Origin of the sequence: Azospirillum sp. B21, assembly GCF_008364825.1 — a bacterium.
Classification (GTDB): domain Bacteria; phylum Pseudomonadota; class Alphaproteobacteria; order Azospirillales; family Azospirillaceae; genus Azospirillum.
This window is the reverse complement of the sequence record NZ_VTTO01000013.1, coordinates 74,569-99,173: the sequence shown is the minus strand read 5'-3', so window position 1 is coordinate 99,173 and position 24,605 is coordinate 74,569. Positions and strand designations below refer to the sequence as shown.

General features: G+C 67.1%; 24 protein-coding genes and 1 pseudogene. 11 read left to right on the top strand and 14 right to left on the bottom strand.

The window, feature by feature from the left end; all coding sequences use genetic code 11:
* The first annotated feature begins 75 nt into the window (after positions 1 to 75).
* Entirely contained in the window at positions 76 to 885 is an 810-nt protein-coding gene (locus tag FZ983_RS25060) for a transglutaminase family protein (RefSeq protein ID WP_149226505.1), read from the top strand.
* A gap of 60 nt (positions 886 to 945) precedes the next feature.
* Here the strand turns inward: FZ983_RS25060 and FZ983_RS25055 are convergent, their stop codons facing one another.
* The 6 genes from FZ983_RS25055 to FZ983_RS25030 all read right to left on the bottom strand — a co-directional run bounded on the left by FZ983_RS25055 (position 946) and on the right by FZ983_RS25030 (position 4,039).
* Positions 946 to 1,308: a hypothetical protein gene (locus FZ983_RS25055; protein WP_149226503.1), complete on the bottom strand. Its 363-nt coding sequence runs from the start codon at positions 1,306 to 1,308 to the stop codon at positions 946 to 948.
* A gap of 4 nt (positions 1,309 to 1,312) precedes the next feature.
* Positions 1,313 to 1,555 (bottom strand): hypothetical protein, encoded by a 243-nt coding sequence (locus tag FZ983_RS25050; protein WP_149226501.1) that lies wholly within the window; start codon positions 1,553 to 1,555, stop codon positions 1,313 to 1,315.
* On the bottom strand, positions 1,552 to 1,899 hold the full coding sequence (locus FZ983_RS25045; RefSeq protein WP_149226499.1) for a hypothetical protein: 348 nt from the start codon (positions 1,897 to 1,899) through the stop codon (positions 1,552 to 1,554). The genes FZ983_RS25050 and FZ983_RS25045 overlap by 4 nt, the downstream gene beginning before the upstream one ends.
* 368 nt (positions 1,900 to 2,267) lie before the next feature.
* Positions 2,268 to 2,999 (bottom strand): YsnF/AvaK domain-containing protein, encoded by a 732-nt coding sequence (locus FZ983_RS25040; protein ID WP_149226497.1) that lies wholly within the window; start codon positions 2,997 to 2,999, stop codon positions 2,268 to 2,270.
* A 55-nt stretch (positions 3,000 to 3,054) separates the two neighbouring features.
* On the bottom strand, positions 3,055 to 3,453 hold the full coding sequence (locus FZ983_RS25035) for a YsnF/AvaK domain-containing protein (RefSeq protein WP_149226495.1): 399 nt from the start codon (positions 3,451 to 3,453) through the stop codon (positions 3,055 to 3,057).
* Positions 3,454 to 3,499: 46 nt separating this feature from the next.
* Positions 3,500 to 4,039, bottom strand: coding sequence for a hypothetical protein (locus FZ983_RS25030; RefSeq protein ID WP_149226493.1), 540 nt, complete (start codon positions 4,037 to 4,039; stop codon positions 3,500 to 3,502).
* Positions 4,040 to 4,385: 346 nt separating this feature from the next.
* Here FZ983_RS25030 and FZ983_RS25025 point away from each other — a divergent pair, with 346 nt between their 5' ends.
* The 6 genes and pseudogenes from FZ983_RS25025 (at position 4,386) to FZ983_RS25005 (ending at position 9,016) form a co-directional block, all read left to right on the top strand.
* Positions 4,386 to 5,579: a histidine kinase dimerization/phosphoacceptor domain -containing protein gene (locus tag FZ983_RS25025; RefSeq protein ID WP_247883966.1), complete on the top strand. Its 1,194-nt coding sequence runs from the start codon at positions 4,386 to 4,388 to the stop codon at positions 5,577 to 5,579.
* Positions 5,576 to 6,223, top strand: a pseudogene (locus tag FZ983_RS25020) (exopolysaccharide biosynthesis protein). Before FZ983_RS25025 ends, FZ983_RS25020 begins: the two are co-directional and overlap by 4 nt.
* 201 nt (positions 6,224 to 6,424) lie before the next feature.
* A complete protein-coding gene (locus tag FZ983_RS34295; protein WP_188092502.1) occupies positions 6,425 to 6,580 on the top strand; it encodes a hypothetical protein in 156 nt (51 codons plus the stop codon).
* A 70-nt stretch (positions 6,581 to 6,650) separates the two neighbouring features.
* Positions 6,651 to 6,947 (top strand): hypothetical protein, encoded by a 297-nt coding sequence (locus FZ983_RS25015; RefSeq protein WP_149226491.1) that lies wholly within the window; start codon positions 6,651 to 6,653, stop codon positions 6,945 to 6,947.
* Between the two features lie 88 nt (positions 6,948 to 7,035).
* On the top strand, positions 7,036 to 7,233 hold the full coding sequence (locus tag FZ983_RS25010) for a hypothetical protein (RefSeq protein WP_149226489.1): 198 nt from the start codon (positions 7,036 to 7,038) through the stop codon (positions 7,231 to 7,233).
* Positions 7,234 to 7,690: 457 nt separating this feature from the next.
* Complete coding sequence (locus FZ983_RS25005) at positions 7,691 to 9,016, top strand: solute carrier family 23 protein (RefSeq protein WP_149226487.1); 1,326 nt, start codon at positions 7,691 to 7,693, stop codon at positions 9,014 to 9,016.
* Positions 9,017 to 9,059: 43 nt separating this feature from the next.
* Here FZ983_RS25005 and FZ983_RS25000 read toward each other — a convergent pair whose 3' ends face one another.
* The 4 genes from FZ983_RS25000 to FZ983_RS24985 all read right to left on the bottom strand — a co-directional run bounded on the left by FZ983_RS25000 (position 9,060) and on the right by FZ983_RS24985 (position 13,091).
* The gene (locus tag FZ983_RS25000; protein WP_149226485.1) at positions 9,060 to 10,265 is read right to left on the bottom strand and encodes an ABC transporter substrate-binding protein; all 1,206 of its coding nucleotides are present in this window, start codon (positions 10,263 to 10,265) and stop codon (positions 9,060 to 9,062) included.
* 83 nt (positions 10,266 to 10,348) lie between these two features.
* Positions 10,349 to 11,128, bottom strand: a complete 780-nt coding sequence (locus FZ983_RS24995) for a 3-hydroxybutyrate dehydrogenase (protein ID WP_149226483.1) — start codon at positions 11,126 to 11,128, stop codon at positions 10,349 to 10,351.
* Between the two features lie 31 nt (positions 11,129 to 11,159).
* Positions 11,160 to 12,098: a 3-keto-5-aminohexanoate cleavage protein gene (locus FZ983_RS24990; protein WP_149226481.1), complete on the bottom strand. Its 939-nt coding sequence runs from the start codon at positions 12,096 to 12,098 to the stop codon at positions 11,160 to 11,162.
* Between the two features lie 81 nt (positions 12,099 to 12,179).
* Positions 12,180 to 13,091, bottom strand: a complete 912-nt coding sequence (locus tag FZ983_RS24985; protein WP_149226479.1) for a 3-hydroxyacyl-CoA dehydrogenase NAD-binding domain-containing protein — start codon at positions 13,089 to 13,091, stop codon at positions 12,180 to 12,182.
* 318 nt (positions 13,092 to 13,409) lie between these two features.
* Here FZ983_RS24985 and FZ983_RS24980 point away from each other — a divergent pair, with 318 nt between their 5' ends.
* The 4 genes from FZ983_RS24980 (at position 13,410) to FZ983_RS24965 (ending at position 18,790) form a co-directional block, all read left to right on the top strand.
* Positions 13,410 to 14,837, top strand: a complete 1,428-nt coding sequence (locus tag FZ983_RS24980) for a sigma 54-interacting transcriptional regulator (RefSeq protein WP_211102982.1) — start codon at positions 13,410 to 13,412, stop codon at positions 14,835 to 14,837.
* A gap of 103 nt (positions 14,838 to 14,940) precedes the next feature.
* The gene (locus tag FZ983_RS24975; protein ID WP_149226477.1) at positions 14,941 to 15,462 is read left to right on the top strand and encodes a 2Fe-2S iron-sulfur cluster-binding protein; all 522 of its coding nucleotides are present in this window, start codon (positions 14,941 to 14,943) and stop codon (positions 15,460 to 15,462) included.
* The gene (locus tag FZ983_RS24970) at positions 15,459 to 16,466 is read left to right on the top strand and encodes a xanthine dehydrogenase family protein subunit M (protein WP_149226475.1); all 1,008 of its coding nucleotides are present in this window, start codon (positions 15,459 to 15,461) and stop codon (positions 16,464 to 16,466) included. Before FZ983_RS24975 ends, FZ983_RS24970 begins: the two co-directional genes overlap by 4 nt.
* Complete coding sequence (locus FZ983_RS24965) at positions 16,463 to 18,790, top strand: xanthine dehydrogenase family protein molybdopterin-binding subunit (protein ID WP_149226473.1); 2,328 nt, start codon at positions 16,463 to 16,465, stop codon at positions 18,788 to 18,790. The genes FZ983_RS24970 and FZ983_RS24965 overlap by 4 nt, the downstream gene beginning before the upstream one ends.
* Here FZ983_RS24965 and FZ983_RS24960 read toward each other — a convergent pair whose 3' ends face one another.
* From FZ983_RS24960 to FZ983_RS24945, 4 genes are read right to left on the bottom strand one after another with little or no spacing between them, the layout of a single operon-like run.
* Positions 18,791 to 20,161, bottom strand: a complete 1,371-nt coding sequence (locus FZ983_RS24960) for an FAD/NAD(P)-binding oxidoreductase (protein WP_149226471.1) — start codon at positions 20,159 to 20,161, stop codon at positions 18,791 to 18,793.
* On the bottom strand, positions 20,158 to 20,466 hold the full coding sequence (locus FZ983_RS24955; RefSeq protein ID WP_149226469.1) for a (2Fe-2S)-binding protein: 309 nt from the start codon (positions 20,464 to 20,466) through the stop codon (positions 20,158 to 20,160). Before FZ983_RS24955 ends, FZ983_RS24960 begins: the two co-directional genes overlap by 4 nt.
* On the bottom strand, positions 20,463 to 22,451 hold the full coding sequence (locus FZ983_RS24950) for a hydantoinase B/oxoprolinase family protein (RefSeq protein ID WP_149226467.1): 1,989 nt from the start codon (positions 22,449 to 22,451) through the stop codon (positions 20,463 to 20,465). Before FZ983_RS24950 ends, FZ983_RS24955 begins: the two co-directional genes overlap by 4 nt.
* Before the next feature lie 5 nt (positions 22,452 to 22,456).
* Complete coding sequence (locus FZ983_RS24945; RefSeq protein WP_149226465.1) at positions 22,457 to 24,505, bottom strand: hydantoinase/oxoprolinase family protein; 2,049 nt, start codon at positions 24,503 to 24,505, stop codon at positions 22,457 to 22,459.
* Positions 24,506 to 24,605 lie beyond the last annotated feature (100 nt).

Genomic DNA, 24,605 nt, shown 5'->3' with positions numbered 1-24,605 from the left:
CAATGAGGAATTTTTCTCCCCGTTCCCTTTGAGCCACCGGCCGGCACCACTACGCTTTTTCAAAGGAAAGTCTTCATGCGAATCCGACTGGGTTACCAGCTGACCTTCAGCTTTCCCGCTCCCACGCCGATGATCGTGATGCTGAACGTGCATTACTCGCGCGTCGGGGACCTGGAGCAGCCCGATCACATCGTCACCAGCGTACCGGCGCCGATCCAGGGCTACCGCGACAGTTTCGGCAACTGGTGCAGCCGGCTGGTCGCGCCCGCCGGGCCTGTCACCATCAGCGCCGACAGCATCATCCGGGACAGCGGCATCCCCGACCCGGCCGAGCCCGGCGCCGTACAGCACCGTGTGGACGAACTGCCTGCCGACACCCTGCTGTTCCTGCTGGGCAGCCGCTATTGCGAGACGGACGTCCTGTCGGACGAGGCGTGGCGGCTGTTCTCGGGCACCGCGCCGGGCTGGGCGCGGGTCCAGGCGATCTGCGATTTCGTCCACGGCCATGTGACCTTCGGCTACGAACATTCGCGCCCGACGCGGACCGCGGCCCAGACCTATGCCGAGAAGCGCGGTGTCTGCCGTGACTACGCTCATCTCGCCATCGCCTTTTGCCGCGCCATGAACATTCCCGCGCGCTACTGCACCGGCTACATCAGCGACATCGGCCAGCCGCCGCCCTATGCGCCGATGGATTTCGCGGCCTGGATGGAGGTGTATCTCGGTGGCCGCTGGCATGTCTTCGACCCACGGAACAACGCCCCCCGGATCGGACGAATCCTGATCGCGCAGGGACGCGACGCGGCCGACGTGCCGCTTACCCACACCTTCGGCCCCAACACTCTGACGGGATTCCAAATCTGGACGGACGAGGTGGTCGCCTGATCTGTTCGCCCGGCCGTTGTCGGCGCGCCGGAGGCCCTTCCGGGCACGATCGGTACAGGTTTACGCGAGGCCTGCCATGGCGGCGTCCGGAGTCATGACGTCCAGGCCTCTGAAGGGCGGTGGCGGCACTGGTGCGCGGGCGCGTTCGCGGCGCGGCAGCAGTGCGATCCGATGCAGATCCTCCACCCAGGGCGACGGGTAGCTGTCGGTGCCGAAGACCCAGACGATCGCGGTGACGCCCTTCGCCGTACGCAGCAGAACGCGGGCGTCATGGCCGTCCTTTCCGGCATGGTTGGCGGCCTGCACCGCGGCGATCAGGGCGCCGACCTGTCCGTTGGGGAAGGGGCCGTAGCGCTCCCCCTCCAGCCCGATGAACCAGCCGTCCGTCCGGCACGACACGATGTAATGGGCTGAGAGGCTCATGAGGTCACAGTTCCTTGCGGGCGGTTGCGCCGGCCACGCCGCAGGCCATGGTGAGACGGGTCAGCACGGCCCCTCGCATTAGGCTGGCTTGTCCCGGCGGCGAAAAAGCGGGGGGAAGAAGGTCGGATGGCGTGCCGTGGAACGCCGGATGCCAACGGCGCTCGGCATTCGTCCAGCGCAGCTGTTCGCGCAGCACGTCGGCGCCATGGGGGCATCGCCCATCGATGGACTGGAACAGGGGGGTCATGGGCGTTCCTCCGGAATGCATGTGGCCGGTGCGGATGCGGGCGTCAGGAGGTCCGCCATGGCTGGAACCGGACGCGGTGAGCCGGCAATCGCCTGCGACGCTCCGCCGGCCGCTCCGCCGATTGCCGCACAGCACCAGCGGACATGGCAGCGCTCCCCTGCCGCCGATTGCGCCAGCACGACGCTGGCAAACCCGAGCCGTTCCGCCGCCTGTGCTTCGCGAATGGCTTTGGCGAGAGCATCGGCCTGAGTGGCGCAGGGCGGATAGACGAACCCGTCCACACGGACGATCCAGCCGACGCGGGTTTTCAAAATGAAGAAGGCAAGCCTTGTGCGGGCATCCATGGGGTGGTCTCCGATGTGGGCCGGTTGTGTCGGCATTGGCGGCGGCTATGCCGTCCGGATCGAGTCACACCAGGAAGGGCCCCGGATCTTCGGCCCACAGCAAAAAAGAGCAAGCCTGGGGTGGCTTCAGCAGAATTAAATTGGTGATCCACAAGACAGTTTGCAATGGACACTATGCAAGAGCGCCGGCTCTCGACGGCTTTATGCCAACAGATCGCGCGCGTCTATTCGTTCAATGCCAAAAAAAAATGACGCTGGAAACTCCGTGAAGTCTCCACCGCCGTCTCCATTCATTCCGCCACAGCTCAAGTCTGCTGCGGCGGGAGGCGGCCGGATCGCCGCCCCTTCATGGTTATGCGCGCTTGCGCTCAGCGCTTGTCGCCGGATTTGCCGCCGACAGGCTCCACCTTGACGTCGGTGCGGCGGGCGGTTGCCTCAACGGCCTGCTCCCGTTCGGAAGCGGTCTTGGACAGCACGACCTCTTCGACGACGCGAGCTTCCTTGGTGATCTCCGGCGTTTCGGAGGTCGCCGTCAATTCGACCGTCTTCTCGCCGAAGGCGGCCTTCTCCTCGTCGGGGCTCAGGGCGCGGTCAACCTTGCGGTGTTCCACATCCACCGTCTCGTCACGCAGCGTGACGGTGTCCCGGACCGGCGTCTCGGTGACCTCCGAGGTGAGCTTCATTCCACCTTTGGAAACCCGGCGCTTGCCGATCCCGACCTCCTCCTTCACCGACTGGAGGGTCTGCTGCTCGACGGTGCCGCCGGGGCCCGCCTTCTTGCCATCCGCCTTCTGCGCTGCGGAAGCCTCGGGCAGGTCGATGGCGCCGTTCTCGTCGAGGATCGCCTCCGCCGCGTCGGCGTCATCGTCGGCGATGTCGGCCGCGACCAGGGTATGACCCTGGCGGACGGCAGCGCCATACTGTTCGGCCAGTTCCTTCTCGAAGCCGTGCCCCAGCAGGCCCTGGGCGGCCTTGTCGGCGCTGTCGGCGCCGCCGAAGGTTTCGATGTCCGTTTCCTGGCAGCCCGCCGCGATCAGGGCCTGGAAGGCCTTCTTGGCGGAACCGGTTTCCTTGTAAAGTCCAACGACGATCGTGCTCATGGTGTTCTCCAGTGGGATTTCGAATGTTTGGGATTTTTGAAGCGGTCTGGATCGGTCAGGCCGCGGGGTCGTCCGGCGCCGGATCCTGGTCGATCACAACGTCCTGACGGCGCAGCGTGACCTCGCCGGTCATCTTGCGGCTTTCGGTGCGGCGGGTGATCCGGACCTCTTCCACCAGCTTCAGGCGGACCTCCACGATCGCCACCTCCTCGATCACCGAGATGACGGTGGTGTCGCCATCCTGGCGATCGGGGATCGGACCATCGACGAAGCGTCCGATGGGCACCCGCTCGACCTCCAGCGTTTCCACCGACAGGTCGGCTTCGACCGGCTGTTCCCGCTCGTGGCTGAGGGTGCGGGCGCGGACTGTCCCGGTGACCTGCCGGCGCTTGGCGACGCCCACCTGCTCTTCGACGGCGAGAAGCGTCTGCGGCCCGTTTTCCGAACTGGTCAACGGAGGTCCTCCTGCGGTTCCTGGGGCTGCGGCTTCTGGGGCGGCGTCAGGCGTCGGGGTTTTGCCTGGCGTCCTGGGTCAGACGGGACGCAGCCTGGACGGCGCGGACATTCACCTCGAAGAAGGCCTGCCACCCGCCGAGCAGGTAGCGGTTCCCCGCCATAACGATGTCCTGCGGGCCACGAGCCTGGAGCATGCTGCCCATCATCTCGTTCTGGCGCTCGACGGCCTTGTTCATGAAGGAGACCGCTTCCGAAAAGGCCGTTCCATAGCCCGTCATCATGGCGTTGCCGAGGGCCATCGCCCGACCGCCCCGGTCATCGAGGCCCTGGTTGAGTGCGCGGTCGAATCTCTGGCCGGCGGCCTGGATGGTTTCCGGGAAGCCCTGGTTGCCAGAGGTTCCGTGCAGCTTCGGCGGCCAGGGCCTCGGCTGCTGGCCGACGCCACGGCCGGCTTTCGGCGCATGTTCTTCACTGGCGCTTCGAATGGTGGCGCCCTTCGGCGCATCGTTGCCCGCCGGGTTTTCATGGCTTGCGCTGCGAATGGTCGGGCGGGTCGTGGGGGCGGTGTGTGTGCCGTCGTCCATATCAATTCCATATCTGTTTGGGTTGGGTGTCCGGGAGCGCTGCGCTCGACCTGAATGACTAAAGCCTATATTATGCTGCGATGCAAAAATTCAATGTCTTTAGAAATAAAAATTGAAAAACTGCGCGATAAATTGCAAAATAAAAAGAAGGTGCTCCTTTGATTGTTTTTATGATGAGCTTCTATGTATGCAGGAAGCCCAGAGAAAATCAAAGGCGCATCGATTGAAATATTTGACCGCCTGAGGGATTGGCCTCAGGAAGGGACTCTGTACCTATTTCGTCTGAGAACGCTGCGCCGTGCAGCTATATCCTTTCAGCAGAAACGATTGGACCAGGGAGCGTTGCATGCCCGCTAATTCCCGCGACCAGAAGGACGCAGAGAAGATGGTCAGGGAGGAGGAGGCGCGTGGCGGTCCCTTCGTGGTCGCCGCGGAATCGACTCTGATGCCGATGCTGATCGCCGATCCGACCCTGCCGGATGTGCCGATCGTTTTCGTCAATGCCGCGTTCATCAAACTCGGCGGCTACGCGCGGGAGGAGGTGCTGGGCAGGAGCTATCACCTCCTGTCCGGCTCCGACACCGACCCGGAAGTAGCGCGCGCCATCGATCTGGCCCTGCGCGCCGGGGAGGCCATCGTGCGCCAGGTGCAGCTCTACCAGAAGGATGGAACTCCGCTGTGGGTGCTCCAGCATGTCGCTCCCGTCTTCGAGGAAGACCGCATCCGCCACCACTTCGTGTCCTTTGTCGACATCACCGCGCGCAAGGCGGCGGAAGATGAACTGCGGCAACTCAACGAGGAGCTGGACCGCCGCGTGTCGTTGCGCACTGGCCGTCTGGACGAGCTAAACCGCCAACTCACCGTCGAGGTGGAGCGGCGCGTCGACGTGGAGCGGGTGCTGCGCAACACGCTGCACGACAAGGACATGCTGCTGCGCGAGAAGGACGACCTGATGCGCGAGGTGAACCACCGGGTCAAGAACACCTTGCAGATGGCCTCGTCCTTCCTGCGCATCCAGCTGGACGCCAAACGGAACCAGGAGCCGGCCGTCCAGGATGCGCTGCGCAGCGCCGTGGAGCGGCTGGAGCGCATGGCCGAGATTCACGAGAAGCTCTACCGTGCGCAGGGGCTGCAGGAGATAGAATTCGGCGGATATCTAGGGATGCTGTGCCGTGACCTGCTGGCATCCTTCGAGACCGAACAAGGCCTGCAGGTCGTCCTGGATATCGACGCCGACGAAGCGTTTCTGAAGCCGGACCAGGCCATCCCGCTGGCCCTGATCGCCAACGAGGCGATGATCAACGCGCTGAAATACGCCTTCCCGGATGGACGCTCCGGCCGCATCGCCGTCTCGTTCCGCCACACCTCGCGCAGCCTTCTGTGCATGACCATCGGCGACGACGGCGTCGGAATGCCCGAGAACCGGCGCTCCGGTTCGCTCGGCCTGACCTTGATGGAGTTGCTGGCCGAGCAGATCGACGGCGGCGTGACCGTCAGGTCCGACAAGGGCACGACTGTCGCAGTGTCCATTCCGGCATGACCGGCCCGGTGCCGGCTGCCGAAAAGACCAGGAGCGATGCCACCATGGACCCGGCGATAAATCGGCATACCCCGACATCCGAGGTTCTGCGTGGCTTGCTGGCCGAGGCTCCGGCGGACTGCGTGACGTTCGGCTGGCTGCTGGACAAACTCCACACCCGGTCCTTCGGCATCGTTCTGATGCTGCTGGCGCTGATCGGGCTGGCTCCGGGAACGTCGCCGATCGTCGGCCTACTGCTGACGATTCCGGCGATCTAGATGATCCTGGCGCGCGAGAGTCCGGCCTTTCCCCGGATCATCGCTTCCCGGCGCTTTTCGACACGGCGTCTGGTCCGTCTGGTCGACCGTGCCGTGCCGGTGTTGAGGCGTATGGAGACGGTCATACACCCGCGCTGGAAGACCCCGTTCGAAGCGACGACGCGCGTGGTCGGGCTGGTCGTTCTCGCGCTGACAAGCGTCTTCTTCGTGCCGATTCCATTGAGCAACGTCGTTCCGGCCGTGACGATCATGCTGATCGCCCTCGCCTATCTCGAAGAGGATGGGGTGTTGCTGGCCTTGTCCTTGACGTCCGCCGCCGCCGTGATCCTGGTCGGGGCTTTCACCATTTGGCAATCGGTCGAGGCGGTCCGCTCCATGGCTTCCTGAGCCGTGCATCGCAGCGGCGCGGCTGCGGCCAGATGTCAGTCCGCGGGCAGATTCGGAAGAAATCACAGAACTATGCCACGGACGAGGAAATTGTTCATCAGTACATACCGAGCTGACTCTATTACAATTATTTCATGATCATCATTGTAATAAAACATCTCATCGCCATATTCAGTATTAAAGATTTTGAGGGAGGTTGCCATGGCGCTCAAGCACATGACATTGGCGGAATGGACGGATTCAGAGCGTACGGCCTGGGCTTTGTCCGCGCCGAAATGGAAGAACACGGCTTATCTGACACTTGGCATGTCGATCGGTTTTCTTGCGGGATTGATGTTCGCTGGCTTCGGCGGATAGCCACCGCTTCAAGCCGCAAGCCTTGCAGAGCAGAAAGCCATCCACCGGACACGCATAGGAGTACCCTTCGATGACCTCGGCATTCACCCGCACGACCAGCAGGACCGTGACGTTCACGCATCCTTTTGCCTTGAACGGCGTCGACGGAGTCCAACCGGCGGGAAGCTACGTCGTGGAGACCGACGAGGAGTTGGTCGACTCGCTCTCCTTCCCCGTGTACAGGCGTACTGCGACCTGGCTCCATCTGCCGCGGTCCGATGGCGGGCCCGACAGGGGAATGACCATGTCGCAGACTGCGCTCATCGACCCGGAAGAACTGGATCGGGTCCTTCAGTCGGCGGAAAAGGGAAGCCACTTACCAGGATGAGCCCGCGGCAAGCTATGCGCCGCTTAACGGCTAGGGAGTTCCAATAGATACGCTTTAAGCTCATGTATGGCACAGAGGAGATATCGTCATGCAAGCCGTCCATCCAAGCAAACGCTCATCGTCCATCCATTTCCTGCACGGGAAAATGTTCATAGAGACCGCGTCTGTACTTCCGGTGATCGTGACGATTGCCGGCGAACGTCGACGCCAGCGGGAGCGCGGCTCCCAACTCCGCGATTGGGACGACGATGGTGGTGCGCAACCGCAAGAGAATTCCAAAGAGTGAGTGAGCCGACCGCCGACGTCGAAATTCGGCATCGACGGTAGGGAAGAACGCCGATTGGGACGCCGGGCTGCCGGACCGGGCATCGTCACCATGCCGGAGCCGCTGACTCTTGACTGAACCGGTTACCATCTTGTGGTTCTCCCCCAACTCGCATGGGTTGAGCGGCGTCCAGGAAACCTGGGGCCGGTTCCCCTAAGCGGCCCGCCGCACGGCCGGGCCGGGCTCCACATTCCAGTCTCCGCATTCGCCGCTATCCGATGGTCAGCGCCCCCGCAAGCGCGGCGGTTTGCATAAAGATGTGGCGCAACGGCGCCGCGGGCGCCAAAAAGCGGGCGTCGTTCCCACGGAAGGCGTCCTGCTTGCCAGAATTAATCAAATAGTCAATTTCTTGGCTCGGTATGGCCCTGACAGTTCCCCGGCAAGGGCGCCTTTCCACACAGCTTCGGACAGAACCTCCATGGCAGATTTCTTCCCGCGTTGGCCGCTTGCGACCGGCCCCGTCGTCCAGCCGGACGAGCGCCTTCCCTGGGGCTCGACGATGACGCTCGGCATTCAGCATCTGGTCGCCATGTCCGGCTCGACCATCCTCGGGCCGTTGCTGATGGGGTTTGATCCAAACCTCGCGGTGCTGTTTTCCGGCATCGGCACGCTGATCTTCCTCGTGCTCACCGCCGGGCGCGTGCCGAGCTATCTCGGCTCCTCCTTCTCGTTCATCGCCGTGGTGATCGCGGTGACGGGGTACAGCGGCCAGGGTCCCAACCCGAACATCGGGCCGGCGCTGGGCGGCATCATCGCGGCCGGGGTGCTCTATGTCCTCATCGGCCTGCTCGTGACCTACACCAGCACCGGCTGGATCGAGCGGCTGATGCCGCCGGCGGTCACCGGCGCGGTGGGGGCGGCGATCGGCCTCAACCTGTCCCCGGTTGCCGTCAAGGGCATCGAGGGAACGGGCCCGCACACCCTCGTCGCCCTGTTCACGCTGGTCGCCACCGCCCTCATCGCGGTCTATGCCCCGCTCGCCATCCGGCGGCTCTCGATCCTCGCCGGCATCGCGGCGGGCTATGTCTGCTATCTCGTGCTGGCCAACGGGTTCGGCATGCTGCCACCGGTCAGCTTCGCGGAACTGGCCGCCGCCCCGTGGTTCGGCATGCCGGAGTTCCGCACGCCCAGCTTCGATGCCGGCGCCATGGCCCTCGTCGCCCCCATCGCCTTCATCCTGGTCGCCGAGAATCTCGGCCACATCAAGGCCATCGGCGCCATGACCGGGCGCAACCTCGACCGCTACATCGGCCGCGGATTCATCGGCGACGGCATCGCCACCATCGTCTCGGGCAGCGGCGGCGGCACCGGCGTCACCACCTATGTCGAGAACATGGGCGTGATGGCGGTCACCCGCGTCTTCTCCACGCTCATCTTCGTCGTCGCCGCGGTCGCCGCGATCTTCCTGGGCTTCTCGCCGAAGTTCGGCGCCCTGCTGCGAACCATTCCGGCGCCGGTGCTGGGCGGGCTGGCGACGGTCGTCTTCGGCCTGATCGCCGCGGCGATGGTGCGCCTGTGGGTCGACAACCGCGTCGACTTCTCCGATCCGCGCAACCTCATCACCGTCGGCGTGACGCTGGTTCTCGGCGCCGGCAACTTCACCATTTCCGCCGGAGGCTTCTCCATCGGCGGCATCGGCACTGCGACCATCGCGGCGCTCGGCCTCTACCAGCTGCTCGGGATCGGGCGTTCGCGCGAAACCTCCCGCACCGCCCCTCAGCCGGCAGCCACGACGCTCCACTGACAGAGCAGAGCAGAAGGGGAGCGCGTCCGCTCCCCTTTCCCCCTCATTTTACGAGCGGACAGCCGCTGTCCTTCGGGTCGATGTAGGCCTGGGCGGCGGGCACGGTCTTGACGATCTTGAAGTAATCCCAGGCGTATTTGGATTCGGCCGGCGTCTTGACCTGGGCCAGATACATGTCGTTGAGGATCCGGCCGTTGGCGGCGATCTTCGCGTCCTTCATCATCATGTCGGTGATCGGCATGCTGCGCATCTTGGCCGCCACCTTGTCGGTATCGTCCGTGCCGGCCTCCTTGACCGCCTGCAGGTAATGCCGGACCGCCGAATAGACGCCAGCCTGGTTCATCGACGGCTTGCGCCCGGTGCGCTCCTCGAACTTCTTCGACCAGGCGCGGGTCTCGTCGGTCATGTCCCAGTAGAAGGAGTTGGCAAACATCAGGCTCTGCGCGGTCTCCAGCCCGAGCGCATGGATGTCGTTGACGTTCAGCAGCAGGCCGGCAAGCGTCTGCCCGCCCTGGGGAATGCCGAACTCGGCCGCCTGCTTGACGCCGTTGATGGTATCGCCGCCGGCGTTGGCGAAGGCCACCACATCCGCACCCGACGCCTGTGCCTGCAGCAGGTAGGAAGAGAAGTCAGACGCCCCCAGCGGATGGCGCACGCTGCCCTTGACCGTACCGCCGAGCTGCTTGACCGTGTTGACCGCCTCGGCTTCCAGCGAATGGCCGAAGGCATAGTCGGCGGTGATGAAGAACCAACTCTTGCGGCCCTGCTCGACCAGCGCACGGGCGGTGGCCGACGCCACGGCATGGTTGTCCCAGGTCCACTGGAAGCCGTAGGGGCTGCATTCCTTGCCCGTCAGGTCGGTGGAGCCGGGGCCGGACATCAGGAAGAGGCGCTTCTTGTCCCGTGTGATCCCTTGGACGGCCAAGGCGGCCGCGGAGTTGGGCACGTCGGCGACGACATCGACCTTTTCGGTGTCAATCCATTGCCGCGCCAGATTGGCGGCGATGTCCGCCTTGTTCTGGTGGTCGCCGACGATGATCTCGATCTTCGTGCCGTTGACGGCGTTGCCGAACTCCTCGGCCGCCATCCTTGCGGCGATGGCCGATCCTTCACCGTTGATGTCGGCGTAGATGCCGGACCGGTCCGACAGCATGCCGATCTTGATGACGTTGTCGGACATCTGGGCATTCGCCGTGCCGGTGGCGGCCAGCGTGGCGACGGCGGCACCGGCGAGAAGGAACTTGCGCATGTTTCACTCCCAATTCTGACAGTTCTTGGTGCTTGGGGCGGCCGTTCACGGTGGCGCCGCCCGGAGACTCCCGGGACGAAGGCTCAATGGGTGGTATAGCCGCCGTCCACCGGAATGACCGCCCCGGTGATCGATGCGGCGGCGTCGGAGCAGAGGAAGGCGATGGCGGCGGCGACCTCTTCCGGGGCGATCAGTCGGCCGGTCGGCATCTTTTCCAGGAACACCGCCTTCAGGACCTGATCCTCGGGCAGGCCGGTGACCTGCGCCTGCTGGGCGATCTGCTTTTCGATGATGGGGGTCAGCACGGTGCCGGGGCAGACCGCGTTGCAGGTGATGCCGTGGGGGGCGAGTTCGATCGACACGGATTTGGTCAGGCCGATGATGCCGTGCTTGGCGGCGACATAGGCCGGCTTGTGCGGGGCGCCCACCATGCCCAGCACGGAGGCGGTGTTGACGATGCGTCCCCAGCGCCGCTCGCGCATCGCCGGCACCGCCGCCTTGATGGTGTGGAACGCGGCGCTCAGGTTGACCGCCAGCAGCAGGTCCCACTTGTCGTCGGGGAACTCGTGCAAGGCGGCGACGTGCTGGATGCCGGCGTTGTTCACCAGGATGTCGACCGGTCCCAGCAGCTCCGCGGCCTCCGCCATCATGGCGCGGGCCTCCTCCGGGCGGCTGAGGTCGGCGCCCGAATAGACGATCCGGGTTCCGCTTTGCTCCGCGATCGCGGCACAGGTCCGGTCGATCTCGGCGCGGTCGCCGAAGCCGTTGACCATCACATGGCACCCCCGGCCAGCCAGTTCCCGCACGGTCGCCAGCCCGATGCCGCTGGTGGAGCCGGTGACGACGGCGATTCTGTTCTGCATTTATCGGTCCTTTGTCAGGAAAAGCTGCGGCTCAGAACGCCACCTGATCGGCGCCCTTGAGGTCGAGCATGGCGCGCGCCTCGGCGGGGGTGGCGACCTCCAGCGACAGTTCCTCCAGGATGCGGCGGATCTTCGCCACCTGCTCGGCGCTGTTCCGTGCCAGCCGGCCCTTGGCGAGATAGAGGCTGTCCTCCAGCCCGACGCGGACATTGCCGCCCATCACCGCGGCCATGGTCGTGAAGGGGATCTGGTGGCGGCCGGCGGCCAGCACCGACCATTGGTAATCCTTGCCAAACAGGCGGTCGGCGGTCTCCCGCATGAAGACGAGATTGCGCTCCTCCGCACCGATGCCGCCGAGGATGCCGAAGATCGTCTGGATGAACAGCGGCGTCTTCACCAGTCCGCGATCGAGGAAATGCGCGAGGTTGTACAGGTGGCCGACGTCGTAGCACTCGAACTCGAAGCGGGTGCCGCAGCCCTCGCCCAGATGTTCGAGGATATAGGCGATGTCGCGGAAGGTGTTGCGGAAGATGAAGTCGTCGGTGCTGCGCAGATAGGGTTCCTCCCAGTCGTGCTTCCAGTTCTTGTAGCGGTCAGCCAGGGGAAAGATGCCGAAGTTCATCGATCCCATGTTGAGCGAGCACATCTCCGGCTTGGCCAGAAGCGGGGCGGCGAGCCGTTCCTGCACCGTCATGTTCAGCGAGCCGCCGGTGGTGATGTTCAGCACCGCATCGGTGGACTGCTTCAGCCGCGGCAGGAACTGCATGAACACCGCCGGGTCCGGCGTCGGCTGGCCGGTGCGGGGATCGCGGGCGTGCAGATGCAGGATCGCCGCCCCGGCCTCTGCCGCGCCGACGCCCTGCTCGACGATCTCGTCGGGCGTGACCGGCAGGGCGTCCGACATGGTGGGCGTGTGGATCGATCCGGTCAGCGCGCAGCTGATGATGACTTTGTTCCGTGTCGCGGCCATGCATGGCCCTCCTGTTCTGGTCCGGCCGGAGAGGCAGCGGACGATTGAAACTTGAGCGTCGCGAAATGGTCTCGCCGGCGGTCAGCTGTGGTCGACGCCATCCAGGCGGCGGAGGTGGGCGGCAAGGCCGTCGGCGACCTCCTGCCGCTGTGCCTCGGTCCAGGTCCGGAATCCGGCGCCCGCCTTCATGCCGAGCCGCCCGGAGGCGACCAGATCGCGCAGGAGCTGCTGCGGGCCGGCGCTGCGGTCGAGATCGGCCAGGACATGCCCGTGCACCGCCAGTGTCAGGTCGGTGCCGACGAGATCGGCGTTCTCCAGCGGCCCCAAGACGGCGAGCCGCCGGCCGAAGCTTGACTTAACCACGGTGTCCACCGTTTCGGCATCGCAGACGCCGCTCTCGACCAGGGCGATCGCCTCGCGCCACATCGCATGCTGCAGGCGGTTGCCGATGAAGCCGGGAACATCCTTGCGGACATGCACCGGCGTCTTGCCGATGGACGCCAGCAGGCCAATCATCGCCTCCACCGCCGCATCATCTGTGTCCTGGGTCTGGACCACCTCGACCAGCGGGATCAGATGGGGCGGGTTCCACCAATGGGTGCCCATGACACGGCTCTTGTCGCCGAGTGGCTCCATGATCCGGGTGATCGGGATGACCGACGTGTTGCTGGCCAGAAGCGCGTGGGCGGGAGCCGCCGCCTCGACCGCCGCGAAGACCCGCTGCTTGAGGGCCAGATCCTCCGGCACCGCTTCGATCACGATGTCCGCGCCGGCGACGGCGTCCGCCAGCATTTCCTGCGGGTGGATCAGCTCGGCGACCGCGCTGTCCTCTCCCAGGAGCTGAAGGTTCCGGCGGATATGGCCGAGGATCGCCGCCCGGCGGTCGGCATCGGGTTCCTGGATCGCGACGCGATGTCCGGCGGCGGCGAAGGCCTGCGCGATGCCGTGCCCCATCAGTCCGCCGCCGATGATCGCGATGCGCTGCTTTGTCATGGCGCGTGCATATCCCCCTTTTGCCTGGCTTTAGCCCCTATCCTGCCTCCTGCCGGATATAAGGCGTGAAGCGGATTGTTTGGGTGGGGCACGTTGCGGAAAGGTAGAGAGCAACGGGCGTGCCAAATTGGCAAACAGTTGAAAAGAAAGGACTTTGATTGCGCGATGCCCAATGTGGGGACCCAGGGGGCATGGATTTTGGACAGGCCGCCCCCTGATGCCGCCGGACACCCTTGCAAATGGGCGCTTTCACCGTGTCCACTTTTCTGACAGATAATGTTCAGTATCTTGACAATGGGCGTCACGGAGGTCTGTCGGATGCAGTCGGAACCAGCCGGTCACTTCGTTGCGGCGCGGGCGCTGATGGAGATGATCGACGAGATGATCGACGGCGCCATATTGGTCGACCGGGATGCACGCATCGTCTGGTCCAACGACAAGCATGTCTGGTTCAACGACAAGCTGATGGCGCAGCTCGGACTGCGATCAACCGCGGAACTGATCGGCCAGCCGGTGGAGCGCGTCATCCCGCACAGCCGGATGCGCGAGGTGGTGGAAACCGGCCGGTCGCTGCCGCTGGACATCATGCGCTATGGCGAGCACACGCTGCTGGTCAGCCGTCTGCCCCTGCGCGACGAGCGGGGAGAGGTCATCGGCGCCCTCGCCTTCGCCCTGAAGAACAGCCTGACCTATCTTCGGCCCATCGCCGAGCGCTTCAACAAGCTGCAATCGCGCCTGACCCGCATGGAACAGGAACTGGCGGCCAGCCGGGCCTCCCAATACACGGTCGAGAACCTGATCGGCTTCAGCCCGGCCATGCTTCAGGTCAAGCGGCTGGTGCGCCGGGCGGGCCAGATCCGGTCGGCGGTCCTGCTGCTGGGCGAGACGGGAACCGGCAAGGAGCTGGTGGCCCAGTCGATCCATGCGTCCTCGGACCGGGTTCATCGCCCCTTCGTCGCGGTCAACACCGCCGCCATTCCCGAAAATCTTCTGGAAGCGGAGTTCTTCGGCGTCGCGCCGGGGGCATACACGGGCGCCGCCCGCCAGCCACGCCCCGGCAAGTTCCAGCTCGCCCATGGCGGGACGCTGTTCCTCGACGAGATCGGCGACATGCCGCTGCCGTTGCAGGCCAAGCTGCTGCGCGCCCTGCAGGAGCGCGAGGTCGAACCGCTGGGGTCCAATCAGGTCGTCAAGGTCGATGTCCGCATCATCGCGGCGACCAGCCGGCCGCTGGCCGACATGGTGCGGAGCGGCGCCTTCCGGTCGGATCTCTACTATCGGCTCAACGTCTTTCCGATCCAACTGCCGGCGCTGCGTGACCGCAGGGACGACCTGGAAATCCTCGCCTCCCTCTTCTCGGAAAAGATCGCCATCAGCCTCGATCAGCCGATGCGCGAGTTGACGGCTTCGGCGCTCGATGCGCTGCGGCAGCATGATTGGCCCGGCAATGTCCGTGAATTGGCCAACGTGATCGAACAGGTCTATGTGCGCACCGAAGGCGAGCGCATCCTGGCCGAGGATTTCGCGGACATCCTTCCGGGCACCGCGATCCAGCCCCCCGTACCGCCCGATGGCAAACGCTCCCTGGTCGCGGCGATGGACGAGCTGGAGCGGACGCTCATCCTCGAAGCGCTGGAGGACAGCCGGGGGAACAAGCTGGACGCCGCCCGCAGGCTCGGCCTGTCGCGCACGAACCTCTATGCCAAGCTGCGCAAGCACGGCATCGCGCCGCCGCCGGACGACTGAGGCCGCGCAATCGTGAACGGCACCAAATCGCTTCCCGCTTGTTATCCCGCTTCAGGCGGCGGCCGGTCCCCACCGGCCGGCCCTGGTTCGCCGGGAGGAACAGATGGGTATCACCGTGAACGGGACCGACGTGGATCTGCCGGATGATCCACGCGTCTCCCTGCTCGACCTGCTGCGTGAAAAGCTCCACCTGTCCGGCACCAAGAAGGGCTGCGATCAGGGTGCCTGCGGCGCCTGCACGGTGCTGGTGGACGGCCAGCGCATCCTCTCCTGCCTTGCGCTTGCGGTGCAGTATGAAGGCCGCTCGGTCACCACGATAGAAGGCGTCGGCGCCGACGGTGCGCTGCACCCGTTGCAGCAGGCCTTCATCGAGCATGACGGCTTCCAGTGCGGCTACTGCACGCCCGGCCAGATCTGTTCGGCCATCGGCATGATCGAGGAATTACGGCGCGGGGTGCCCAGCCACATCACCGGCGACCTCCACGCCACATCGATTCCCTACAGCCGCGACGAACTGCGCGAGCGGATGAGCGGCAACCTGTGCCGCTGCGGCGCGCACAACGGCATCATCGACGCCATCGCCGAAACCTATCGGGCCAATCCACAGCCGGAGGCCGCGGAATGATGCCCTTCACCTACACGCAGGCGGCCGATGCGGACGCCGCGGTCCGCCTTGCCGGCGGTCAGCAAGCGGGCGCCCGGTATCTCGGCGGCGGCACCAACCTCGTCGACCTGATACGCGAGACCATCGAACGTCCCACGGCGCTTGTGGACGTCACCGGCCTCTCGGACGGGATCACGGAGACCGATGGCGGCGGCCTGCTGATCGGTGCGGCGGTGCGCAACACCGCCCTTGCCGAGCATCGGCTGGTCCGCAGCCGCTATCCGATGCTGGCCCGCGCGATCCTGGCCGGCGCCTCCCCGCAGATCCGCAACATGGCGACCGTGGCGGGGAACATCCTCCAGCGCACGCGCTGCGCCTATTTCTACGATCAGGCCGGATCGCGCTGCAACAAGCGGGAGCCCGGCCAGGGCTGCGACGCCATTGACGGCTTCAACCGCATGCATGCGATCCTCGGCGCTTCGCCGTCCTGCGTCGCAACCCACCCGTCGGACATGTGCGTGGCGCTGGCGGCCCTCGACGCGACCGTCCATCTGACCGGCACCCAGGGCGAACGCCGCCTGCCCTTCGCGGATCTGCACCGGCTGCCCGGTGACGAGCCCGACCGCGACACGGTGCTGCAGCCGGGCGACCTCATCACGGCGGTGGAACTGCCGGCCCTGCCCACGGCGGCGCGCTCCGCCTACCGCAAGGTCCGCGACCGGTCGAGCTATGCCTTCGCCCTGGTTTCGGTCGCCGCGGCCCTGGCGGTGGAGAACGGGACCGTGACGGATGTGCGGCTGGCGCTCGGCGGCGTCGCGCACAAGCCCTGGCGCGCATCGAAGGCGGAACAGGCGCTGCGCGGCCAGCCCGCGACCGAGGCGGCCTTCCAGGCGGCTGCCGCCGCTGAACTCGCGGAGGCCACCCCGCTGCGGGACAACGCGTTCAAGGTCGAACTGGCGCAACGGGTCATCGTCGCCGTGCTCGGCGAGTTGGCGGAAAGCGGGCTGGCGGGAGACGGGGCATGAGCATCGTAGACAAGGGCAAGGAAGCGGCGCAGGGCATCGCGCAATCGGTGATGAAGAAGGCGGTCGAGCTGGCGCCCGGCGCCCTCCTGCCAGGCGGTCGTCCCGACCCGTTGATCCGGCGCCAGCACGGTCATATCGGCAAGCCGGTCAGCCGGGTCGACGGTCCGCTGAAGGTGCGGGGCGCCGCCCCCTTCGCGGCGGAAATCGCGCTGGACGGCATGGTCTACGCCGCACTCGCCTACAGCACCATCGCCAAGGGCCGAATCGTCACCCTCGACACCGGGGCGGCGGAGGCGGCGCCGGGCGTGGTCCTGGTGATGACCCACCGCAACGCGCCGCGCCTCAACCCGCCGCCGCGCTTCCTCAGCGGGGACAAGGCGGCGGCGGGCGACGATTCACCGGTCATGCAGGACGACCGGGTACGCTGGAACGGCGAACCCATTGCCCTGGTGCTCGCCGAAACCCAGGAGCAGGCCGACCATGCCCGCTCGCTGATCCGCGTGACCTATGCCGAGGAGCCGGCGGCGACTTCCCTGCCGACCGCCGACGGGTGCGAGGTCGGGACCTTCATGGGCGAGCCGTTGCGCGCGGTGGTCGGCGATGCCGATGCGGCCTTCGCCGCCGCTCCGCACAAGGTCGAGGCGGTCTACACCACGCCGGGCCACAATCACAACGCCCTGGAACCGCATGGCGCGACGCTGGTCTGGCGGGGCGACGAGCTGTTCATCCATGACGCCACGCAGGCGGTCGCGCACACCGCATGGTCGATGGCGCAGATCTTCGACCTGGAGGAGGCCCAGGTCCATGTCAGCTCCCCCTTCGTCGGCGGCGGCTTCGGCGCCAAGGGGCTGTGGCAGCACCAGATCCTCGCGGCGGCGGCGGCGCGGCTGGCCGGTCGCCCGGTCCGCATCGCCCTGTCGCGTGAGGGCGTGTACCGCATCGTCGGCGGCCGCAGCCCGACGGAGCAGCGGGTGGCGCTCGGCGCCGATGCCGACGGGCGCCTGACGGCGATCATCCATCGCGGCGTGACGCCGAAGACGCGCCACAGCCCGATGCCGGAGCCCTTCATCCTGCCGACCCAAAGCGCCTACGCCGCCAAGACCTTCGCGCTGGAGGTGCAGACCTGCTACCTCGACATGGTCGCCAACACCTTCATGCGCGCACCCGGCGAAGCGGTCGGCACCGTGGCATTGGAATGCGCGATGGACGAACTGGCCGAGCAGCTTGGGATGGATCCGGTCGAGCTGCGCATCCTCAACGAACCGGAAAAGGACCCGCTCTCCGGCCGGCCCTTCTCCTCCCGCAACATCGTGGCGGCGTACCGGGCCGGTGCGCAGCGCTTCGGCTGGGAACGGCGGAACCCGGTGCCGCGGTCGCGGCGGGAGGGCGACTGGCTCGTCGGCATGGGCTGCGCCACCGCGACCTACCCCTACCACCGCATGCCCGGCGGTGCGGCGCGCATCACGCTGGACGCCGCCGGACATGCCCGCATCGACGTGGCGGCGCATGAGATGGGCATGGGCACCGCGACCACCCACACGCAGGTCGCCGCCGACCGGCTCGGCCTGCCGCTGGAGGCGGTGACGGTCCGCTACGGCGATTCCTCGTTGCCCGGCGTCATCCTTGCCGGCGGGTCCCAGCAGACGGCATCGGTCGGCCTCTCCGTGATGATGGCCCACCAGGAGCTGGTCGGCGAGTTGCTGAAGCTCGCCGGCAACGACTCACCGCTGGCCGGGCTCGGTGCCGACGAGGTGGAATGCGCCGATGCCGGTCTGCGCAAGCTGGATGAGCCCGGCCGGTTCGAGAGCTACGCTTCGATCCTGGCGCGGTCGGGGCGCAGCGAACTGGTGGTGGAGGGCAGCGCGCCGATGCCGCTGGAGACGATGCACTGGTCGATGCATTCCCACGGCGCGATGTTCTGCGAGGTGCGCGTCAACGCCATCACCGGCGAGACGCGGGTCAGCCGCTTCCTCGGCTCCTTCGACTGCGGCCGGATCCTCAACCCGAAGACGGCGGCGAGCCAGTTCCGCGGCGGCATCATCATGGGGCTGGGGCTGGCCCTGATGGAGGAGACGCAGTTCGACGGGCGGAACGGCCGGATCATGAACCGCAACCTGTCCGACTATCACCTCCCCGTGCATCTGGACGTGCCGGAGATCGAGGTGATCTGGACCGACATCCCGGACCCGCATGCACCGATGGGCGCCCGCGGCATCGGCGAGATCGGCATCACCGGCACCGGAGCCGCCGTCGCCAACGCCATCCACAACGCCACCGGACGGCGGGTGCGGGAGTTTCCGATCACGCTCGACAAGCTCCTGTGATCACTCCTCCTCCAGAAACGCGCGGACCGGCGTCGGGCGAACCGGGGCTTGCGCACGCAGGCGGCCCACGTCTCCAGCATGCGCAAGCCCGCCGGAGGCGGCGATCAGGTCGGCCGCCGCAAGCTGGCAATAGCGGCCCTGGCAGCGTCCCATCCCGGCACGGCCCAAGGATTTCACCCGGTTGACCTCCGCCCCGCCATAGGCCGCCGTTTCACGCACCGCACCCGCGGTGACCCCCTCGCAGCGGCACAGGACGGCGTCATCGGGCAGGGCACGCACCTGATCGGCCGGCCAGGGGAAGGCACGGGCAATGCCGCGCGCGAAGCGTTCCAGCCGGCCGAGCCGCTTCAGGTCGGCCGCGACGTCCGGCGCCTGCAGTCCCAGATCCGACAAACAGGCTGCCGCAGCAAGGCGGCCGGCCACCTCCGCCCCGTCGGCCCCCAGCAGGCGCAGGCCGTCGCCGGCCAGATAGACGCCGTTCCCGGCACGGCCCATACGGTCGGCACGGGGCAACCACTGTGCCCAGGTTTCATCATAGTCGAACCGGCAGCCGGCGAGATCGGCAAGCTGGGTTTCCGCCTTCAGATGCCAGCCCAGCCCGACCGCGTCGCAGGCCGTCCGCTGCACCCGTCCGCCGGCATCCGTCCAGCGGATCGCCGTCACCCCCGTTTCCGTCGCCTCGATCCCCTCCATTGCGATCCCGGCATGGTAGAGCCGCCCCAGCCGCGCCCGCATCGCCAGCCCCTGCAGGGCGAAGGACGGGCGGACGGCAAGGTCGGCGAAGGCGGCGATCTGGCCGCGCATGCCGGCGGTGTCGAGGACCGCCGCGATCTCCGCCCCCGCCTTCAGCAGTTGCGTCGCCAGCAGGGTCAGCAACGGCCCCGACCCGGCCAGCACGATCCGCCGCCCCATCGCCACGCCCTGGGCCTTCAGCGCGATCTGCATCGCGCCCAGGCTGTAGACGCCGGGCGCCTGCCAGCCCGGCACGGGGGCGAGGCGGTCGGTCGCCCCGGTCGCCAGGATCAGCCGGTCATAGCCGATCCGGCGGCTTCCGCTGTCGCCCACCGCGTGCAGCGTCCCGTCGGCCAGTGCGACGACCGAATGGCGCGGCAGATGGACGATGCGCCCGGCCGCCGCCAGCCCGTCGAAGGCCGCGTGCAGCGCCACCGCCTTGCCGGCCTGCGACCCGTAGAGCGTCGTGGGCGGACGGGTGAAGCCTTCCGGCGGCCGGCGGTAGATCTGCCCGCCGGCCCGCGCGCCCTCGTCGATCACCGTCGGACGCAGCCCGGCAGCCGTCAGCGTCTCCGCCGCACGGATCCCGGCAGGACCGGCACCGACGATCACGACACCCGGTTCGGTGGGCGCGGTCATGGCCAATCCCCCCGCGTCCGGGTCAGCAGCCGCATGCCGTCGGCCAATTGCGTGGAGCAGGCGCGCAGGCGCGGCCCCTGTTCCTGCCAGATCCAGCAATCCTGGCAGGCCCCCATCAGGCAGAAGCCGGCGCGCCGCTCCGGTCCGAATTCCGCCTGCCGCAGTGACGGGGCGTTGGTGAGGATCGCCGTCAGCACCGTATCTCCCGACAGCGCCACCCGCTCCACGCCATCCAGCAGGAAGCGGACCGGCACCCGCCCAGTCTCGGCCAACCTGACCAGCCGGCCGCCAGCCGCCTCGCTCATTCCGCCGCCTCCCGGACAAGTGCCTTGGAACGGGGCATCTCGGGGAAGCGGGCATAGACCTCCTCCAGCGCGGCCTCCACCCCATCCGCCCCGGTGCGGCCGGCCATGCGATGGAAGATCTCCGTCTTGGCGAAGAAGCGCCAGTGGATCGGCAGGCCGTCCAGGGTCCGCGTCAGGAAATCATAGGCGGCCGGGGTCCATTGCCGCTCGTACCCTTCGCGCTCCGGTCCGAAATGGAAATGCCCGGTGGGTGCCGTCCGGTCGGCCCGCAGCCGTCCGGTGGCCTCCGTGTCGAGTATGCCGTCGCGGACGACGACGCCATACTCCCGCTCCGCCGCCTCCACCGAGACATAGCCGCGCGCCACGTCCCGGGCCACCCGCCATGCCTCGCGCGTGAACGGGTCGCCCCGCCCGCCGCCGCCGGCCGAGCGGATGTCCAGCACATCGCCCGGCTGCAGGACCGCGGTGTCGATGTTGCCCAGCCGCCGCTCTCCCGCCGTGCCGGGATTGACCACCATGTCGGACAGGCCCGCCGCCCGGCCGCCCAGCACGCCCCAGGGGCGGAAAAAGCCACGGTCGCGGTTGCGCGCGGTGATCCGAGTGTCGGGCGAGAAGACCCGGAAGGCCATGTGGGTGGCAAGCCCGCCGCGCCAGCGCCCGGCCCCGCCGCTGTCGGTCGCCAGCCCGTAGCGGACGAACTCCACCGGGGTTTCCATCTCGGTGATCTCGATCGGCGTGTTCTTCAGATAGGCCGCGTCCGCCCCCGATCCGTTGGTGCCGTCGCGGTGCGGCATGCCGCCGCCGCCGCCGACCACCGGGTTGACCGCCGCGATGATGCGGTTGCCCGTCCGCTCGTCGGTGGTCATCACGTTGACGATGCAGTTGTTGCCGGCCGGCGCCGCCGGAAGACGTTCCGGCACCGCCTGTGAGAAGGCGCCGAAGATGACCGAGCGCAGCCGCGCGCAGGTCAGCGACCGCATCCCCACCGCCGCCGGGAAGGTCGGGTTCAGCACCGACCCTTCCGGCGCGATGCAGGTGAAGGGCCGGGTCAGGCCGGTGTTCAGCAGAATTTTCGGGTTGAGGGTGTAGAGGACGTAATAGACGCCGACCAGCAGGATGGTGTGCCGGGGATCGCCGCCCGACGGCACGTTGAGCGAGGATGCCAGCTGCGGGTCCGACCCGGTGAAGTCCAGGATCGCCTCGTCGCCCCGGATCGTCAGGGTCAGCTTCAGGCGGCAGGGGTTGGCCTCGACCGAATCCTCGTCGGCGTAGTCGGCGAACACCCACTGCCCGTCGGGCATGGCGCGCAGGATGTCGCGCGCCTGCGCCTCGGCATGGTCCAGCAGCGCGTCGACGCCGTCGAGGAAGGCAGCCTTGCCGAACTTCTCGACCATGGCGAGGATCTTGCGCTCCCCGGTGTTGAGCGCACCGACCAGCGCCTTGATGTCGCCGATGTTCAGGTCGGGCTTGCGGACGTTGGTGGTCATGATCCGCAGGATCTGCTCGTCGAACACCCCTTCGCGGACCAGCTTCATCGGCGGGAAGCGGATGCCCTCCTGATGAATCTCCGTCAGCGCCCGCGACAGCGAGGCCGGGACCGCGCCGCCCATGTCGGTGTTGTGGATGTGCCCGCCGGTCCAGGCGATGATCTCGCCATCGTAGAAGACCGGCTTCCACAGGTGGGTGTCGGGGGCGTGGGTCGCCACGAAGCCGGAATAGGGATCGTTGGTGAAGGCGACGTCGCCCGGCCGGTAATCCTCGACCATGTCGATGGCGCGACCATAGGTCAGGCCCGGATACCAGGTCGCCCCCAGCTCCATCGGCACGCCGAAGGTCTCGCCCCGGCGGTTCAGCAGCATGACAGTGAAATCCTCCGTCTCCTTGACGAAGGCGGAATGGGCGGTGCGCTGGAGCGTGTGGGCCATGTTCTCGGCCGCCGAGCGCGCGTGGTTCGCCAGAACCTGAAGCTTCATCCGATCGAACACAGGCGTCACTCCGCAAAGGTCAGGTGGAGGTTGAGGTGCGCGTCCACGCGGGCTTCGGTCCCGGCCGGAATGGCGAAGGTGGTGTCCTCTTGCGCTACGATGGCCGGCCCCTGGAAGAGCGCCCCTGCCGGCAAATCCGCACGGCGGTACAGCCCGACCGGAGTCACGGCGCCACCAGTGAAGACCGGGACGGTCCGCTCCGCCGACGCGGCGCGCGGCTCGTCCTCCGCGGTGGGGAAATGAAGCGTCGGGCCGTTGCCGATGGCCGACAGGCGCAGATTGACGATCTCGATCCGCCCATCCGGGTCGTGGAAGTCGTAGAGACGCGCGTGCGCCGCGTGGAAGGCGGCGGCGATGGCGCCGGGATCGTCGGCATCCATCCAAGACGGCTGCAACGGCGTCTCGATCTCATAGCTCTGGCCGGAATAGCGCATGTCAGCGACGATCATCAGCTCGACCGCCCCGGAATGGCCCTGGGCGGCAAGCCAGTCGCGCCCTTCCCCACCCATCGCGGTCAATGCCTCCCTCAGCGTCGGCATCAGCCCGGGGGACAACTCCGCGAAGAGAGTGCGGACGAAATCGCCCCGCAGGTCGGCGACCAGCCCACCCAGCGCCGACACCACGCCCGGCCAGCGCGGCGCCACCACGCGCGGCATCCCCAATTCGCGCGCCAGGAACACCCCCAGCATCGGCCCGCCGCCGCCGAAGGGCATCAGCGCGAAGTCCCGCACATCGACGCCGGCCCGCGCCGCCATCTTCTCGACCTCCGCGAACATCTCCGACACGGCGACGTCGAGGATGGCCTGGGCGGTGGCCTCCACCGAACGGCACAGTTGGTCGGCCAGCCGCTTCACGGCGGCGCGGGCAAGCGCAGCGTCCATCCGCAGCTGCCCATAGGCCATCTGGCTGTGACCGAGCCAGCCGCACACCACCATGGCATCAGTCACCGTCGCCCATTCGCCACCGCGGCCATAGCAGGCCGGACCCGGCGTCGATCCGGCGGAGTCCGGACCGACGCGCAGCACCCCCTGCCCGTCGACGCTGGCGATCGACCCGCCGCCGATGCCGATGGAGCTGACCGACACCGACGGGATGTGCAGCGGAAATTCGCCGATCATCTCGCCGGTGCCGAACTGGGCCTCACCGTCGATGATGAGCGCGAAATCGGCCGAGGTCCCGCCGATGTCGAGCGTCAGGATGCGCGGCTCCCCCGCCTGCCGGGCCAGCCACGCGGCGCCGTTTACGCCGGAGGCGGCGCCGGACAGCAGCATGTGGACGCAGGCGCGCTTGCCCTCCGCCGCGTTCATCACGCCGCCGTTTGATTTGGTCAGCAGCGGACGGGCGGGCACCCCGCGTCCGGCCAGCCGCTCCTCCAAAGCCGACAGGTAGCCGGAGATGCGGGGATGGACATAGGCGTTCAGGATCGCGGTCGTCGTCCGTTCATACTCGCGGATCACCGGCCAGACCTCGGCGGAGGTGAAGACGAACAGCTCCGGGGCAAGCCGGGCGATCTCCTCCTTCACCGCGATCTCGTGGCCGCCGTCGCGCCAGGAATGGAGGAAGGAGACGACGACGCCCAGCGCCCCCTTGGCCTTGAGGGCGGCGACGGCGTCGGCGACGGCGGCCATGTCGGGGGCCTGCCGCTCGGTCCCGTCGGACCGCAGGCGGGCCGGAATGCCGAAGATCATGTCGCGGGCGACCAGCTGGTCGGGACGCGAGCAGAACAGCGAATAGGTGTCCGGCATGCGCAGCCGGGCGAGTTCGATCACATCCTCGAACCTCGCATTGGTCAGCAGCGCCAGCGGCGCGCCCTTGCGCTGGATCACAGTGTTCATGCCCACCGTCGTGCCGTGCACGAAGCGGGTGACGGCGCGCGGGTCCATCCCTTCGCGCTCAGCGAGCAGGGTCAGTCCGGTCATCAGCTCCGCGCCGGGATCGTCCGGTGTCGTCAGCACCTTCAGCGATGCCACCCGGCCCGACCGGGTGTCCAGCGCGCAGAAATCGATGAAAGTCCCGCCGATATCGACGCCGACCTTCCAATCGGCCTCACCCATGCCCCCGTCCATCGTCGCTTCCCTCTGCAAGTCAGCTTGTGTCTGATCCGGGCAAAAAGCTGACATGGCGGGCCGAGGGCGGTCTAAGACCCAATGAAAG

Coding starts and splice junctions, on each gene's coding strand:
- FZ983_RS25060 (WP_149226505.1), top strand. CDS start 76: ATGCGAATCCGACTGGGTTACCAGCTGACCTTCAGCTTTCCCGCTCCC.
- FZ983_RS25055 (WP_149226503.1), bottom strand. CDS start 1,308: ATGAGCCTCTCAGCCCATTACATCGTGTCGTGCCGGACGGACGGCTGG.
- FZ983_RS25050 (WP_149226501.1), bottom strand. CDS start 1,555: ATGACCCCCCTGTTCCAGTCCATCGATGGGCGATGCCCCCATGGCGCC.
- FZ983_RS25045 (WP_149226499.1), bottom strand. CDS start 1,899: ATGGATGCCCGCACAAGGCTTGCCTTCTTCATTTTGAAAACCCGCGTC.
- FZ983_RS25040 (WP_149226497.1), bottom strand. CDS start 2,999: ATGAGCACGATCGTCGTTGGACTTTACAAGGAAACCGGTTCCGCCAAG.
- FZ983_RS25030 (WP_149226493.1), bottom strand. CDS start 4,039: ATGGACGACGGCACACACACCGCCCCCACGACCCGCCCGACCATTCGC.
- FZ983_RS25025 (WP_247883966.1), top strand. CDS start 4,386: ATGCCCGCTAATTCCCGCGACCAGAAGGACGCAGAGAAGATGGTCAGG.
- FZ983_RS34295 (WP_188092502.1), top strand. CDS start 6,425: ATGGCGCTCAAGCACATGACATTGGCGGAATGGACGGATTCAGAGCGT.
- FZ983_RS25015 (WP_149226491.1), top strand. CDS start 6,651: ATGACCTCGGCATTCACCCGCACGACCAGCAGGACCGTGACGTTCACG.
- FZ983_RS25010 (WP_149226489.1), top strand. CDS start 7,036: ATGCAAGCCGTCCATCCAAGCAAACGCTCATCGTCCATCCATTTCCTG.
- FZ983_RS25005 (WP_149226487.1), top strand. CDS start 7,691: ATGGCAGATTTCTTCCCGCGTTGGCCGCTTGCGACCGGCCCCGTCGTC.
- FZ983_RS25000 (WP_149226485.1), bottom strand. CDS start 10,265: ATGCGCAAGTTCCTTCTCGCCGGTGCCGCCGTCGCCACGCTGGCCGCC.
- FZ983_RS24995 (WP_149226483.1), bottom strand. CDS start 11,128: ATGCAGAACAGAATCGCCGTCGTCACCGGCTCCACCAGCGGCATCGGG.
- FZ983_RS24990 (WP_149226481.1), bottom strand. CDS start 12,098: ATGGCCGCGACACGGAACAAAGTCATCATCAGCTGCGCGCTGACCGGA.
- FZ983_RS24985 (WP_149226479.1), bottom strand. CDS start 13,091: ATGACAAAGCAGCGCATCGCGATCATCGGCGGCGGACTGATGGGGCAC.
- FZ983_RS24980 (WP_211102982.1), top strand. CDS start 13,410: ATGCAGTCGGAACCAGCCGGTCACTTCGTTGCGGCGCGGGCGCTGATG.
- FZ983_RS24975 (WP_149226477.1), top strand. CDS start 14,941: ATGGGTATCACCGTGAACGGGACCGACGTGGATCTGCCGGATGATCCA.
- FZ983_RS24970 (WP_149226475.1), top strand. CDS start 15,459: ATGATGCCCTTCACCTACACGCAGGCGGCCGATGCGGACGCCGCGGTC.
- FZ983_RS24965 (WP_149226473.1), top strand. CDS start 16,463: ATGAGCATCGTAGACAAGGGCAAGGAAGCGGCGCAGGGCATCGCGCAA.
- FZ983_RS24960 (WP_149226471.1), bottom strand. CDS start 20,161: ATGACCGCGCCCACCGAACCGGGTGTCGTGATCGTCGGTGCCGGTCCT.
- FZ983_RS24955 (WP_149226469.1), bottom strand. CDS start 20,466: ATGAGCGAGGCGGCTGGCGGCCGGCTGGTCAGGTTGGCCGAGACTGGG.
- FZ983_RS24945 (WP_149226465.1), bottom strand. CDS start 24,505: ATGGGTGAGGCCGATTGGAAGGTCGGCGTCGATATCGGCGGGACTTTC.